The organism is Asticcacaulis sp. SL142 (assembly GCF_026625745.1).
Lineage (GTDB): Bacteria > Pseudomonadota > Alphaproteobacteria > Caulobacterales > Caulobacteraceae > Asticcacaulis.
Genome location: NZ_CP113061.1, coordinates 1801332 through 1816635, shown reverse-complemented (window position 1 = coordinate 1816635; position 15304 = coordinate 1801332). Strand labels below are relative to the sequence as shown.

Annotated in this window: 10 protein-coding genes; 4 read left to right on the top strand and 6 right to left on the bottom strand. The window is 57.2% G+C overall.

Going from position 1 to position 15304, the window contains the following annotated elements; translation table 11 throughout:
* The first annotated feature begins 231 nt into the window (after positions 1 to 231).
* On the top strand, positions 232 to 1311 hold the full coding sequence (locus tag OVA03_RS08285; RefSeq protein WP_267527646.1) for a mechanosensitive ion channel family protein: 1080 nt from the start codon (positions 232 to 234) through the stop codon (positions 1309 to 1311).
* Complete coding sequence (locus OVA03_RS08280; protein ID WP_267527645.1) at positions 1289 to 2065, top strand: TrmH family RNA methyltransferase; 777 nt, start codon at positions 1289 to 1291, stop codon at positions 2063 to 2065. Before OVA03_RS08285 ends, OVA03_RS08280 begins: the two co-directional genes overlap by 23 nt.
* Here OVA03_RS08280 and OVA03_RS08275 read toward each other — a convergent pair.
* Both OVA03_RS08275 and OVA03_RS08270 read right to left on the bottom strand, forming a co-directional pair.
* Complete coding sequence (locus OVA03_RS08275; RefSeq protein ID WP_267527697.1) at positions 2062 to 3045, bottom strand: NAD-dependent epimerase/dehydratase family protein; 984 nt, start codon at positions 3043 to 3045, stop codon at positions 2062 to 2064. The genes OVA03_RS08280 and OVA03_RS08275 overlap by 4 nt on opposite strands.
* Positions 3046 to 3159: 114 nt before the next feature.
* Complete coding sequence (locus tag OVA03_RS08270) at positions 3160 to 3867, bottom strand: FadR/GntR family transcriptional regulator (protein ID WP_267527644.1); 708 nt, start codon at positions 3865 to 3867, stop codon at positions 3160 to 3162.
* Between the two features lie 458 nt (positions 3868 to 4325).
* On the opposite strand from OVA03_RS08270, the gene OVA03_RS08265 reads away from it, so the two are divergent.
* Positions 4326 to 5993 (top strand): DUF5597 domain-containing protein, encoded by a 1668-nt coding sequence (locus tag OVA03_RS08265; protein WP_267527643.1) that lies wholly within the window; start codon positions 4326 to 4328, stop codon positions 5991 to 5993.
* A gap of 20 nt (positions 5994 to 6013) precedes the next feature.
* Positions 6014 to 8884, top strand: coding sequence for a TIM-barrel domain-containing protein (locus OVA03_RS08260; RefSeq protein ID WP_267527642.1), 2871 nt, complete (start codon positions 6014 to 6016; stop codon positions 8882 to 8884).
* Between the two features lie 157 nt (positions 8885 to 9041).
* Here OVA03_RS08260 and OVA03_RS08255 read toward each other — a convergent pair whose 3' ends face one another.
* The 4 genes from OVA03_RS08255 to OVA03_RS08240 are packed head-to-tail and all read right to left on the bottom strand — an operon-like array spanning position 9042 to position 14982.
* Complete coding sequence (locus OVA03_RS08255; RefSeq protein ID WP_267527641.1) at positions 9042 to 9230, bottom strand: hypothetical protein; 189 nt, start codon at positions 9228 to 9230, stop codon at positions 9042 to 9044.
* Positions 9231 to 9256: 26 nt separating this feature from the next.
* Positions 9257 to 10891: an alpha-L-fucosidase gene (locus OVA03_RS08250; RefSeq protein ID WP_267527640.1), complete on the bottom strand. Its 1635-nt coding sequence runs from the start codon at positions 10889 to 10891 to the stop codon at positions 9257 to 9259.
* Complete coding sequence (locus OVA03_RS08245) at positions 10888 to 12825, bottom strand: sialate O-acetylesterase (RefSeq protein WP_267527639.1); 1938 nt, start codon at positions 12823 to 12825, stop codon at positions 10888 to 10890. The genes OVA03_RS08250 and OVA03_RS08245 overlap by 4 nt, the downstream gene beginning before the upstream one ends.
* A gap of 9 nt (positions 12826 to 12834) precedes the next feature.
* A complete protein-coding gene (locus OVA03_RS08240) occupies positions 12835 to 14982 on the bottom strand; it encodes a sialidase family protein (protein ID WP_267527638.1) in 2148 nt (715 codons plus the stop codon).
* Positions 14983 to 15304 lie beyond the last annotated feature (322 nt).

The window sequence follows — 15304 nt, the reverse complement described above, 5'->3', positions numbered from 1 at the left end:
ATCACAAAGGCGCAGATCTTAGAGCGCATGCCGAAAAGTGTGAAGCGGTTTTCGGAATCCAATGCGCGATAAAACAAAAAACTTAGAGCATTTCAACGATCAAAGTTGATCGGGAAATGTTCTATTCCCGCCGTTTGCGGGCGCGCTATTCCAATCGAATCCCTTTGTCGTGTTTCCGGCCTCAAGGCTGGTGGCATGGTGTTTCATCCGCTTCATATCGGAGACCAACCCATGAACATTTTGAGAGACTATATCCCCCACTGGCTGATCGTAGTGGGGGCGGCGGTTCTGTTTTTACTGATCGGGCTATTGGTGGCGCGGCTATTGATGGCGTCGGCGCGCAAGTTAGCCAGCCTTAATGCCAGCGCTCCCTATCAGTTCAATGTTCACCGCCTGCGCAGGCCGCTGTACATGGTCATACCCCTGCTGATGGCGATCATTGCGGTGCGCCTGACCTGGCCGGAAGCCTCGGCCAATCCGTTCTATGAGGGTGTGATTAAGATACTGGCGGTCAGTTTTGTATACTGGCTGGCCGTCAGTATTGTCGGCATGGTGTCTGCCGCCGTCATGCGCCGTTATGATGTCAATGTGCGTGACAATCTGCGGGCGCGGCGCATTCAGACCCGGATTGTGGTCGTGCGGCGCATCGTGTCCTTCCTGCTGTTCCTGATCGCGCTCGCCGCTGTGTTCATGATGTTTGAAAGCCTGCGCGGTTTGGGGGTTAGTCTGCTGGCGTCCGCCGGTATGGCCGGTCTGATCATCGGTTTTGCCGCGCAAAAGACGCTGGGCAATCTGCTGGCCGGCATTCAGATCGCCATTGCCCAGCCGATCCGCATGGGCGATGCGGTCGTGGTCGAAGGCGAGTGGGGCTGGATCGAAGAAATCACCCTGACCTATGTGGTTATCCGCATCTGGGACCTGCGTCGTCTGGTGTTGCCGATCAGCTATTTTATCGAAAAGCCGTTCCAGAACTGGACGCGCAATTCGGCCGATATCATAGGCTCGGTCGAATTGTTCGCTGACTATTCTTTGCCGATTGAGCCGTTGCGTGCCGAACTGGTGCGCATATTGAATGAGACCAAGCTGTGGGATCAAAAGGTGCAGGTCGTTCAGGTCACTGAGGCCGAAAGAGATGTCATCAAGATCCGCATTCTGGTAAGTGCGGCGGATTCCCCCACCGCCTGGGATCTGCGCTGTCTGGTGCGGGAAAAGATGGTGGGCTTTATTCACGCCAATTATCCGCACTGCCTGCCCAAGACACGGGCCTTGCTGGAGCCTATGGAAACCGATGCCCGAATTTTACCTCACTGACCCCGATGACCCGCGCCTTGAGCCTTACCGTGATGTCAAAGACCGTGACCTGACCGGGCGGCAGGGCCTGTTTATGGCTGAGGGCAAGGTGGTGCTGGAGCGGCTGTTTGCTTCGCCCCTGTGTGAGACGGTCAGCGTCCTTACCACACCGGCGCGGCTTGAGGGCTTAAGCGTGCCCGATGATGTGCCGGTCTATGTCGTGGATCAAACGGTGATGGATGACGTGGCGGGCTTTCCGATCCATCGCGGCTATCTGGCGCTGGGGCGATACGTCCCGCCGCAAACCCTTGAAGATATTCTGGCGCGTCAGGGGCGGCTACGGATTATGGCGCTAAGTGCCATTGCCAATACCGACAATATGGGCGGGCTGATGCGCAATGCGGCGGCCTTTGGCGTCGATGCGGTGGTGCTGGATAGTGCCTGCTGCGATCCGTTGTACCGTAAGGCCATCCGCGTCAGTGTTGGGGGCGCTCTGGTGGTGCCGCATTATCGGTTAGGGGTGGGGCAGGGTTTGCTTGACGTTCTGAGCAACCACGGCCTGACCGCCTATGCTCTAAGTCCAGCGGGTGATGTGGTGCTGGATCAGATTATGCCCGCTGAACGGTCGGCGTTTTTACTGGGTGCCGAAGGGCCGGGCCTGAGCCGCGGCATTCTGGACGCCGCCATCAGTGTGCAGATACCCATGCACGGCGGCTTCGACAGCCTGAATGTCGCTACCACCAGCGGGATCGTGCTCTATCATCTGTGTCGCTAATTGAGGCCCTTATAACCCTTAAACCAGGTCGCAAAGCGCTCCAGTCCGTCTTTGAGCGGGGTGGAGGGGGCGTAACCCGTAACGGCCTTGAGCTTTGAGACATCGGCATAGGTCGTGGTGACATCACCTGGCTGCATCGGGCGCATGATCTTGTTGGCCTCACGGCCGAGCGCGGTCTCAAGTGTGGAAATCATGTCCATCAGGCCGACCGGCTGATGGGCGCCAATATTGTAGATCTCGTTTTTGCCACCGGCGGGTGGATGATCAAGAACGCCGATAATGCCCTCAACGATATCGTCGATATAGGTGAAGTCACGGTGCATATGACCCTCACCATAAACTTCGATGGCCTCACCCTTCATGATCTTTTCGGAGAAGCTGAAATAGGCCATGTCGGGGCGGCCCCACGGGCCATAGACCGTAAAGAACCTTAAGCCCGACTGTGGAATGCCGTACAGGTGGCTGTAGGTCGTGCTCATCAGTTCGCCAGAGCGCTTGGTGGCGGCATAGAGCGAGACGGGCTCATTTACGCGGTCATCTTCGCTAAAACCGTCACCGGCCAGAGGACGGTCGCCGTACACGGATGACGACGAGGCGTAGACCAGATGCTCAAAACCTTGGGCGGCACGGCAGGCCTCAAGGATGCTCAAATGACCCTGAAGGTTTGAGCGCTGATAAGCAAACGGGTTTTCAATCGAATAGCGCACCCCGGCCTGGGCGGCGAGGTGAATAATGCGGGTGATGCCGGCGTCAAGCACCAGTGCCTTGACGTCATCGGCATCGGCCACATCCATCTTGACGAAACGAAAGGCCGGGTGATCATTAATCTGCTTCAGGCGGGCATCTTTTAGGGACGGATCGTAATAGTCATTGACAATATCAATGCCGACCACGGTTTCGCCGCGCGCCAACAGGGCGCTTGCTACGTGAAAGCCGATAAAGCCCGCTACGCCCGTTACCAGTATTGCCGTCTTAGCCAATGTCACCGAACCCTTTGACTGCCGTTCCCTGCGGGCGTGTTTAGCCGCCAAACACCGTCCCGTCACGCACAATATAGGTATCAGGCTTAGAAAAGGTTTATGGCAGATCGAACTTTAGTGGGCGGTTTCAGGCTGGAAGGAGGCCAGAAGTTCCAGCGACTCCAACAGGATCGTCCGCATGGCTTTTTCAGCCCCCACCGCATCGCCGTTTTCAATCGCCACCAGAACCGCTTCGTGGGCAGGGATGGAGGCGGTATGACCGGCGATCTTATTGGTCAGGCCGATGGAAATGCGCAGTGCGGTATTGATCAGGGCCCTCAGTTGCAGGAAGAACGGATTGCCCGACGCCTTAAGGATAGCCACATGAAAGTCGATATCGGCCAGCAGCGCCAGATCATGCTCACCGGCTTCGTTGCGCATGCCGTTCAGGCCGTCCCTGATGGCGCGGATATCGGCCTTATTGGCACGCTGGGCGGCGAGGGCGGCGGCCACCGGCTCAATCGCCAGACGCACCTCGGTGAATTCGCGGTAAATCTTGTTAGAATATTGCCGCTCCATCAGCCAGCGCGTGACATCGGGATCGAGCAGGTTCCAGTGGGTGATTGGCTCGACCTTGGTGCCTTGACGCGGGCGGGCGCTCAAAAGGCCCTTGGCGGTCAGCATTTTAACGGCTTCGCGGGCGACGGTGCGGCTGGCGCCAAAGCGGATGCAAAGCTCCGCTTCGGTTGGAAAACCGCTTTTGTCAAAATCGCCGATCACGATCGATTGCCCCAGGGTCTCAAGCAGACCGTATGTGAGGCTGGAGCCACGTTGGGTACGCATGTTTCTCTACCTTGCCTTTTTATGCTCGCTTGGCGGGAGTCATTATATATGAAATTGTGGACGGTTACCTTTAATCGGCAAAAAACGGTGATTTTGTCCAGTTTAAATGGCTGCAAACACACATTTTTTGCCAAGGCGCAGGTTTTTCAGGAACGGTTCTGCCTCCCCCGGCCACTCAATTTCGTGAACTTCCCCTATTGGACACGCTTTTCAATGATAGCGCTATCAATTTTGACTTGCTGTTTCAATTTTTGATGATACACAAATTTGTAAGATAAAATAGCTCACCGCGTGCCAAATAAATAATACCGCGGCAAGGGCAAACATCGGGAAGAGATGGTGAAGGGACATCCCACTTGCGGCTGAGAGCGCGGCGCATGACGCTGGCGCACGCTTGGCGTATATTCCCGGCAAACAAATGATGACTTCAGAGGGAGCCGGGTAACCGGAAATTCAGTATGATATCCGCACACGCAAAGCTGACGCGTCGTTTTCTGATGGGCGCCTGTGCTAGCCTGATGGTGGTGTCGTCGGCAATGCCAACACTGGCGCAGGTCGCGAATGAGCTGCCGCGTATTGAAAAAAAGAATGGCAAGGCCGCTTTATTTGTCGACGGTGCGCCCTATCTGATCCTGGGGGCGCAGGCCAATAATTCGTCCAACTATCCGTCGCAACTGCCCAAGGTCTGGCCAGCATTGAAGGACATCCACGCCAATACGCTGGAGATTCCGGTGGCGTGGGAGCAGATCGAGCCCAAAGAAGGTCAGTTCGATTTTTCCTATGTCGATGAACTGGTTAAGCAAGCCCGCGCGAACAATGTCCGGCTGGTGCTGTTGTGGTTCGGGACGTGGAAGAATACCTCGCCCAACTATACGCCGGACTGGGTGAAGCTGGACAATAAGCGCTTCCCGCGCATCACCAAAAAAGACGGCACCATGTCCTACTGCCTGTCGCCGATGGAGCGCACGACGCTGGAGGCCGACAAAAAGGCTTTCGTCGCCCTGATGACGCACCTGAAAAAGATCGACGGCGATCAGCACACGGTCATCATGATCCAGCCGCAGAATGAGAGCGGCACCTATGGTTCGGTGCGTGACTATTCGGCCAAGGCCGAGAAGGTGTTCGCTGGTCAGGTGCCTCACGCGCTTCTGAAAAAGAAGGGTATCGCTAAGGGTGGGACGTGGGCGGACGTATTCGGTAAGCACGCTGATGAATATTTCCACGCCTGGTATATCGCCAGCTACATCAACGAGATCGCAGAAGCTGGACGCAAGGTCTATGACCTGCCGATGTTTGTGAACGCAGCCCTGCGTGAGCCTTTGCTTGATGTCGGGCCGGAGACCTATTCGTCGGGCGGGCCAACCCACAATGTCATTGATATCTATCAGGCGGCGGCCCCGGCCATCGATATCGTAGCCCCCGATATCTATAAGCGCGACTCGGCCAATTACGAGGCCGCCCTTAACCACTATTCAAAGCATAACAATCCGCTGTTCGTACCGGAAACAGGCTCTGACAGCGAGTTTGCCCGCTATATTTTTAGCGTGCTGGGCCGTGGCGGGATAGGGTTTTCACCCTTCGGCATCGACTATACCGGCTACACCAACTATCCGCTGGGCGGCAAAGACATCACCTATGAGGGGTTGAAGCCTTTCCGCGAAAAGTATGCCCTGTTTGCGCCGATGATGCGCGACTGGGCGAAAATCGCCTGGGAAAAGCCGGTCTGGGGTGTGGCCGAAGCTGACGACCGCAAGCCGCAGTCGATTGACCTTGGCGGCAAGTGGAAGGTCGATGTCATGTACGGTGAGTGGCAGTTTGGCCTGACCGAATGGGCTTGGCTGGGTAAGATCGATCCGGTGCCGGGCCGTGAGAAGCCCAATGGCGGTATCGTCATCGCGCAACTGTCCGAAGACGAGTTTCTGGTTACTGGCGTCCATGCCCGCCTCAATTTTGGCGTGGGCGACAAGCAAAAAGGTAAGAACCTGATCTTCCGCGCGGTGGAGCAGGGCCATTTTGAAAACGGCAAGTGGGTGGTAGATTTCGTCTGGAACGGCGATCAGACCGACTACGGCCTTAATCTGACCGGGGAACCGGCTGTCCTTAAAATCAAACTCGCTACCTATTAAACGATACAGGGAAGACGATTATGAAACCATTTATCTATGCTCCGGCGTTTGTCGCATTACTGATGGCCAGCACGACGCTTGCTGGCTCATTTGAAAAAACAGCGACCGGCATTGTGGTCAAGCCTGATGCGGGCCCCGCCAAGGAAGTGCGCCTTGAGGTCATTAACGACTCGATCATCCATGTACTGGCGGTCGATGGTCCGGCCCGCCCGCAGATCGAATCCCTGATGGCGATGGCCAAGCCCGAAGGCAAGTTCACGGTCACTGGTGCTGCCGATACCGTCACGCTTGATGCCGGTAAGGCCAAGGCCGTGGTGTCCCTGAAAAGCGGGCTGATAACCTTCAAGGACGCCAGCGGCAAGACACTGCTGACGCAGGCCAAGGCCGACATCAAGCCGGTTATGGTTGAGGGTAAGCCCTATGTCGCGACCCATGCCCAGTTCAATAAGGGTACGTCTGAGGTTTTCTACGGTCTGGGCCAGCACCAGAACGCCCAGATGAACCTGAACGGCGAAGATGTCGAACTGCGCCAGCACAATATGGACATCGGCATTCCGTTTGTCGTCTCCGACATGAACTACGGCATCCTGTGGGACAACAACTCGGTCACACGCTTTGGTAACCCGATCCGCTTCGGTCTGGCCAGCCGCGACCTTAAATTGCAAGGGCTGGACGGCAAGGCCGGTTTGACCGCCAAGTACTATGTCGACGGTAAGCTGATTCTGACCCGCAGCGAGCCGGATATCCGCTACCAGTTCCTGAGCGATGTCGACAAATATTGGCCGAAAGACGCGGCACTTTCCAAGGAAGCCACGACAGGCAAAAAGGTCAAGGTCGTCTGGGAAGGCACCATGACGTCCGACCAACCGGGCGTGCATAAGATGCGCCTGTTTGCGTCTGACTATGCGATCCTCAAAGTCGACGGCAAGACCCTGTTTGATCATGATATCTGGCGCATGGGCTGGAATGCCTGGTACAACAATTTCGAGCAGAGCTTTGAGGCCGGTAAGCCGGTTCCGCTCAGCCTCGAATGGGAGCCGTCAGGCGGCCTGATCTCCCTGCATCACTCCAACCCGGAACCCGATGCCGATAAGCACTCGCTGCGCTTTACCTCTGAGGCAGGCACGGGCCTGAACTACTATTTCATCGCGGGCAAAGATATCGAAGGCGTGATCGGCGGTTATCATCATGTCACCGGCACCCCGCCGATGATGCCGAAATGGGCCTACGGCTTCTGGCAGTCGCGTCAACGCTATGAGACCCAGGATCAGTTGCTGGGCGTGCTCAAAACCTACCGCGACAACAAATGGCCGATCGACAACATCGTGCAGGACTGGTTCTACTGGCCGCAGGATCAATGGGGCAGCCACAAGTTCGACCCCATTCGCTTCCCCGATCCGCAAAAGCTGGTCGATGAGGTCCATAAGCAAAACGCCCGCATCATGATTTCGATCTGGGGCAAGTACTATCCGAACACTGATAACTATAAGGAGTTCGAAGCCAAGGGCTATATGTGGACCAAGAACGTCGAACTGGGCTATAAGGACTGGGTCGGCCCGGGCTATCTCAACAGCCACTATTCGCCCTATAACAAAGAAGCCCGCGACATCTATTACCGCCAGATGAAAGAAGGTCTGGTGAAATATGGCTTCGATGCGTGGTGGATGGACAATACCGAGCCTGACGTCCGCTCAAATACCTCACCGGAAGAGTTCGCTGAACTGATCACCCCGACCCAGATGGGGCCGGGCGCTCTGGTTCACAATGCCTATGCCACCATGAACACGCAGGCCATGTATGACGGCCTCAAGGTCGATCAGCCCGATACGCGCCAGTTCATCCTGACCCGCTCAGGTTTTGCCGGTGTGCAACGCAACGCGGCGGCCCTGTGGTCGGGCGATGTCGTCGGCACCTGGGACAACCTGTTCGATCAGATCTCAGCCGGTGTGCAGACGGGCTTCTCCGGCGTGCCCAACTGGACGCACGACATCGGTGGTTATGCGCAGGAAACGCGTTTTCAGGGTAGCGATGTCGGTGGGCTCCAAGAGAACCGTGCCGCTGGCGGCACTGGCACCGCCGAAGACCTGAAAGAATGGCGTGAGCTGAACCAGCGCTGGTGGCAGTTCGGGACGTTTAGCCCCCTGATGCGCTCACACGGCGAAGGGGTGAAGCGGGAAATCCACGAAATCTCGCCCGAAGGCTCGCCCATGCGCGCCAACATGGTGTGGTTCCTGGAACTGCGCTACCGCCTGATGCCGTATATCTATTCGGCGGCGGCCGACAGCCACTATACTTCGGCGCCGATTATGCGCGGCTTTGCCCTTGATTTCCCGACGGACGCCAAGGCTAAGAACGTCAACGACCAGTATATGTTCGGCAAGTCGATCCTGGTCGCTCCGGTGACGAAGTATCAGGCGACGTCGCGCAGTGTCTACCTGCCGATGGGCGCTGACTGGTATAATGCCTATACCGGCGCGAAAACCACAGGCGGTCAGACGATCACGGTTGACGCGCCGCTCGATCAGATCCCGCTGTTTGTCAAATCCGGTGCGATCGTGCCTATGGGGCCGGTCATGCAGTATGTCGACGAAACACCGGACGCACCGCTGACCCTCAACGTCTATACCGGCGCCGACGGCAGCTATAGCCTCTATGAAGATGACGGTGTCTCCAATGCCTACATCAAGGGGCAGTTCAGCCGTATCCCGTTTGCCTATAACGACAAGACCGGCGAACTGAAGATCGGGGCGCGTTCGGGCAGCTATAAGGGCATGGTGGCCAACCGCACGTTCAAGGTCCGCTTTATCAAGGACGGTGGCAAAACCACCGACTTTGACGCAGCCGACCGGACCGTGACCTATACGGGCAAGGCTGTGACCGTGAAGCGGTAAGATTGCGGTCTTTGGCCATCTAATACGCAGTCTGCGCTTGCAGGTACTAAATGTACCTGCGGCGCTTGCCGGCTATTATATGACTCAAATCTCCCAATCTTATATTCGAGCCTGATTTTAAAGAAAAACCCCCGCCGGATCGCTCCGGCGGGGGGTGTTATTTGCGCTTGAACGGCAGGGGCCGGTCGGGATCGATGTTCAGGCTCACCAGCCACGCCCTGACGGCCTCGACCTTGCGGGCCTGTTCCAGCTTTTGTTCGCAGATCATGTCCTCGACCGCCCACATATAATTACGCAATTGGCGCGCATAGCGGCTGATCGGGCAGCAGGGGTCATCAACAGGCATTAAGGCGCGGGTTCCTTATGGGCGGACTAAACCAGAGTCTGGCCGGTGATTTTCAGCACCGGCGTTGCGGCCGGACGCTGAGCGGGCAGTTTCACATTTAGTCCGTCTGGAGACAATTCAAATTCCAGAGGTTGAGCTATACCCAAAAGTTCGACACGTTCAATAGTGGCTTTGGAAGTGAGCGTATTTTTTGCGAACGTGGTTATGAGCATCTGCCCGCCTTCGGGCCAGTCCTGAGCCAGCGCATAAAGCGCGCCGTCCTTGGTGGTGAAGCGAATATCCTTATCGGTAAAAGGTTTGGCAGCGGCTTCGTTCTGGTGACCGGCGCCGACTTCGGTTGGGCCTTCGCCAAAAGTATGCCAGGCGCGGGTGCCAAAGATAGCCTCGCCATTGACGGCCATCCACGCCGCCATGTCCTTAAGGATCGCCACTTCTTTCTCGTCGATTTCCCCATTGCCGCGAATCGGAATCGACAGCAACAGGTTGCCATTCTTTGAGACCGCATCGATCAACAACTGGATAACCTGCTTGGCCGATTTATAGCCATCGCGCTCATAAAGGGCGCGGTCGTAGTGCCAGTTGCCAATGCAGGTGCAGGTCTGCCAGTATTCAGGCCGCAGGTAGGCCGACGCCCCGCGCTCGACATTGTTGGTCAGGGCCTTGGCCTGAGTGGCATCCAATTTGTTACCAGTCACCACAGCTTCGTTTTTGCCGTGCCATTTGGTGGATTGGTTATAGAAATAGGCGGTGGCCTCAAGCCCGACACCGGCTAGTGGCGTGACATAGTTGTCCATATAGACAAAATCGGGTTTGTACTTATCCATCAGGTCGTTCTGACGAGCGAGCCACTGCTTGGCGTAATAGGGGTTATTCTTCGGCTGAGCTTCGGTCCAGTCGCCGGAGGTCTTGTCGTTAAACGCCTGCATGTCTTTGATGGAGGTAATGCCATCGGGCGGGACCATGCCCTCGGCCGGGCCGGTATAAAGTTCCTGCGGGTCGAGGCCCTCCCACCATGTGCCCTTGCCGTCTTTTTTGGTCAGGCGGAAGGCGTCATAGCGCACGCCCTGCATCGGCCCCTCGGCGTCATAGCCATAGGCCGTCTGCCACCAATGCCAAGCATGGGCCGAGTGATTGGAGACGCCAAAGCGCAACCCTTGCGCCTTCACCAGCTTTTCCCAAGTACCTACAATATCCTTTTTTGGGCCGACGCGGACACTGTTCCAGGCGTGATATTTGGAATCGAACAGATCGAGGTTGTCGTGGTGATTGGCCATAGCCACGAAATATTTCGCGCCCGCCGCCTTATAGAGCTGGATCAGTTTTTCCGGCTCCCACTTTTCGGCGCGCCACTGACCAATGATCTCCATAAAGCCGGTTTTGCTGGGGTGACCATAGTGTTTGACGTGGTGATCGTAATAATGATTGCCCTGCATATACATCTGGCGGCCATACCAGTCGCCGGCCTCCGGCACGCACTGCGGCCCCCAGTGCGCCCAGATGCCGAGCTTGGCGTCCTTAAACCATTCCGGGGTCTGATAGTTCTCAGACAAAGACTCCCAGGTCGGTTTGAATTTGACGGGTTTAGCTTGGACGGCAGGTGCCATTGCGGCGGCAGTCAGCGCCGAACCGGAGGCCAGAAGATCGCGACGGGTGGGGGTCATGGAATGGCCTCTTCAAACGGAATAGCGGGCAGATCCTGGTCGGAATAGAGATTAACATAGGGTGCGTCGGCCCAGGCATAGCGCACGAATTTGGCCTGCGGTGTATTGGCGGCTTTGAGCGTGACGGTCATGCCCGACACATCGGTGGCCGTGAACCGGCAGGTTTTGGCCGCATCACACACTTCAAACCCGATGGCCTGAGCCGAGGAATAGGCTCTGAGTGCGGCATCAAAGGTGATGACGATATCGGTGCCGCTGCGCACGACGGTCACCGGCTGCGGGCCACCGGAGACGACAGCCTCACCATAGGCGACTTTGCGCGCCGCCAGTGCCAGACGCTGCCCCACCACGTTTTTTTGGGTCGGGTGGATATCGACGCGGTCACCAATATCTATGGTGACGGCCAGTCCGGTTTTCGAATCATTATTAACGGTTTGACGCTGGGCTTCGCGCAGTTCGGCCCATGCCGATTGTACTGGCAACTTGGCCACTGGCCCGAAATTGGCCAGTTGCACGACCAGAAACGGCAGGTCAGGGGCATCGAATGCTCTGCGCCAATCCTTAATCATTGCGGGCAGCAGGCGGGCATATTCGGCAGCCTGTGAGACATTGGCCTCGCCCTGATACCACGCTGCCCCTTTGAGGGTGTAAGGCGCAATTGGGGCGATCATACCATTATAAAGGTTGGTCAGGCCGCTGTTCGCAAGCCACGGTGTCGTGGGTGAATTTTTAAGCGCCGACAGCGGGGCCGAGACCTTATATTTCCACTGGGCGGGCAGGGTGATGCTCGATCCGTCCGCAAAGGCGATGCGCCGGTCTTGGGGCTTGCCCCACAATCCTCCGCCCCCGCCGGAATCATAGGCGCGGACGGCAATGACGTTTTTACCGGCCTTAAGCGTCCCCTTGGGGATGGCGTAGGTGCGCGGCGCGTTCCAGCTTTCGGTCGCCCCGACGACCTTGCCGTTGACAAAGGTGGTGTCGCCGTCATCTACGGGGCCGAGTTCAATCGTGGCGGCCTGTTTTGCCTGTGCGGCTGTCAGCGTGACCGAGCCGCGGTACCAGATCACCCCGTCGAAATAGGTTAGCTCCGGCTTGCCTGCACTTTCCCAGAAGCCATTGGCGGTGATTGTGTCCCAGTCGCGGTCGTCGAAATCGCGCGTTGCCCAGGTCGCCTTAAGCTTGGCGTCAGGTTCATTGGCCTGCCACCAGTCGAGCATGACCGCCTGCCACTCGGTTTTAGCGCGAGCCTGATCGCGGCTGTAGGTTTTCAAGGTCTCAAGGCCCTGATCATAGGTTTTCAGATCGCGCAGGGCAGGCTCGGACATCCACGACTGAATGGTGGTACCGCCCCATGACGAATGGATCATGCCGATGGGGGCGTTTTGGGTTTTTTGCAGTGCCTTGGCCATGTAATAGCACACCGCCGAGGTATCGCCGGTTGTCTCCGGCCCGACTGCGCGCCACTCAAGGCGCTTGGGCAAGGTGTCCAGCGGGTTTGGTTGTGCATTCCGATCGACCGTCACAAAGCGAATATCAGGATTGGCCGAGTTCTGGATCTCGTTATAGGCATTGGTGGCGTATTTGGTCTGAAATTCCATGTTCGATTGGCCCGAACACAGCCAGACATCGCCCATGACGACATCGTTCAGGGTTGTGGTCGCAGAACCGCTGGTGGCCTTAAGGGTGTATGGCCCACCGGCCTTGGTGGCGGGCAGGGTCACCGCCCACTCACCCTTGGCGTCGGCGGTTACAGGTACCGACGCGCCTGCCAGTTCAACCGTGACCGGCGCGTTCGCAGCCGCTCGGCCCCAAACCTTAACCGGCGTGTCCCGTTGCAAAACGGCATGGTCGTTGAAGATATGGTCAAAAGCGACCTGCGCCTCTGCCGGAGCCGCTACACTCAAGGTCGCAATGGCCATCAATAAAGCCCGCATGATATCCCCCTATTTATTGGCCGCTTCCGGCAGTTTGAAATCACCATACAATACACCCCTACCATCCGTGCCGATATAGAGTCGGCCAAACACCTTGGGGTCGCCCGCCATGACGCCGCGGATCGAGCCGAACTGCTTTGACGGCGTGGTCAGCCTGACCCAGCGTGCCCCCAGATCGGATGAGAAATAAAGCCCTTCGCGGTCATTAAGCTTACCCCACACAAACAGGGCCGGATAGGTTTCACCCGGAGCCGATTTGCCAAAGGCTACCGACCAGGCTTCCTGAAAACCGGGCAGAGTGGAAAAGGTCTTGCCGCCGTCATCGGAGACATTAAGCGCGTTCCAGCCGCCGACCCAAAGATGGCCCTCATGGCCGGGAGCGGCCCTCATCCGTCCGCCCCAATCGACGGCGCTCATTGTGGCGACCTTGAACGTCAACCCATCGTCTTCGGAGGCATAGACCGTCTTTTTGCGGTTATCATAAAGGTAGAATTTCTTAGGGTTCACCCGGTCGGCAATCGGGAAGATATGGCTTTCACTGTTGACCGGTGCGCCCGTCGATTTGACCCAGGTCTGGCCTTTGTCGGTAGACACATAGGGCTCAGACTTGGCGGGCATCCACACCCACGACGCGCCGTCTGCCGATACCCCAATGCCCATAGTCTGGTAATCAGTGCCGGTGACGGTGGGGGGGCGTGACGCAAAGCCGGTCCAGGTCTTTCCGCCATCTTCGGAATAATAGCCAAACGGCGGCCGGTCGGAGGTGCGCACGATCAGGCTGGGCTTGGCCTCGGCGAAATCCATGCCGCGCGTGTGGACGCCATTGGGATGGAAATAGGTCGAATTCTGGGCCGAGGTCAGGTCGTCATGGCGGAACCCGCCGATATCGCCCAGCGCCGAAAACACGGGTGCGCCCACCGGTGGCGAGACCAGTTCCAGAACGGCGGTTTCTTCCAGTCCCTGATTGGTAAAGCGCCAGTTGAGCTTTGAACCGGTATCAAAGCTGGCCAATTCGCGGTTTTCCCACAGGCCATAGCCAGTGACGTAGAACACCCGGCTGGAATCAAACGGATCGATATCGATATCGCCGATCCAGTGGCCGAGGTGGTCATGGCTGCCGCCCGCATAGGGCAGTAACCATGGGGCTTGGGATGTGTCGAATGTCGATTTTTTGCTGAGCGGCGTCCACGATTTGCCGCCATTGGTCGAGCGGAAAATCTCATCGCCTGAACCCCAGCGGTTAAGGGTCGAGACCACCAGCGTGCCGGGTTTTTGCCTGTCCAGCGACAGGCCCGCATAGCCGAAGGTTTCCGCTGTGGGCTTAAGCGGGGTGATGTCGTCCCATTTGCCGGTAGTCGGATCATAGGTCTTGACCGCGCCGTCCTTGACGCCGTTGGGGCCGACACTATCCGAAAACGTCAGGAACAACTTGCCGCCCGCATCGAATTCCGCGTGGTGGGGCATCAGGCCCTTGGGTGTGCCCGAAACCGCCGCCCATGAGGTGCCGCCGTCCTTTGAGACATAAAGGCTTTTGCCGTCCCTGGCCTCCGCACCGGCATAGAGACTGCCTTTACCGTCCGGTAGTGCCCACAGGATATGGTCGGCGGGCAGGGCAGTCTTTGTCCACGTCAGACCTGCATCCTCGCTGCGCCACAGGCCGTCGCGGCTGGTGCCCAGCCACAGGGTTTGCGGGTTTTTCGGATCGACCACAAGGCGCTCACCGGTAGAGCGGCCATCGGCATTGCCGCCCAGCCAGAACGGCAGTTCGGTCTTGGTGAAGGTCTTGCCGCGATCCTTGGAAATCAGGATCGCGCCTTTACGGGCATTGCCGCCGAGATATTCACCGGCGGCCAGATAAACGCGATCAGGTTTTTGGGGATCGAGACCGATCGAGAGCACACCATAAAGCTGCGAATCGGCCTTGCCCAGAAAATCGAGCATCTGGACCCAACGGCCAGCTACGGGATCAAAGCGATAGGCCCCGCCAATGTCAGTGCGGGCATAGACCAGGCCCTTTTCGGTCGGATGAAACACCACGCCCGGTACAAAGCCACCGCCCAGGATTTCGACATTTTGCCAGGCATAGACCGGTGCCGTGGCCGGTTTAGGGGCGGGCGCTGGGGTTTGCGCCAGGCTGATTGATGTGAGCGCTAACATGGCGGCCGAGACCCCAGCCGCAATTAAACCTTCCCGTACCATAGTTGCTTCCCGTTATATTTTTGGGCCTGTCTTTTCGGAGACGGTGCAAACTTAATTTTGCGTTTGCGAAGATGCGTGCCGAACAAGCCTTTGATATTTGTAGGATAAATTAAGCGCAAAAACGCAAAATTGGCAAGGTGGAAAAGATTTTACATGTGAAAATCGCGCCGTTTGCTTTGAGCGCCAAAGCGGATTATGGCTATAGCTGGTTGATTACATATCATTTTCATTATCATCGCCGGGGAAAGCGAGTGGTAATAAAATGAATAAGCTAGGGGAA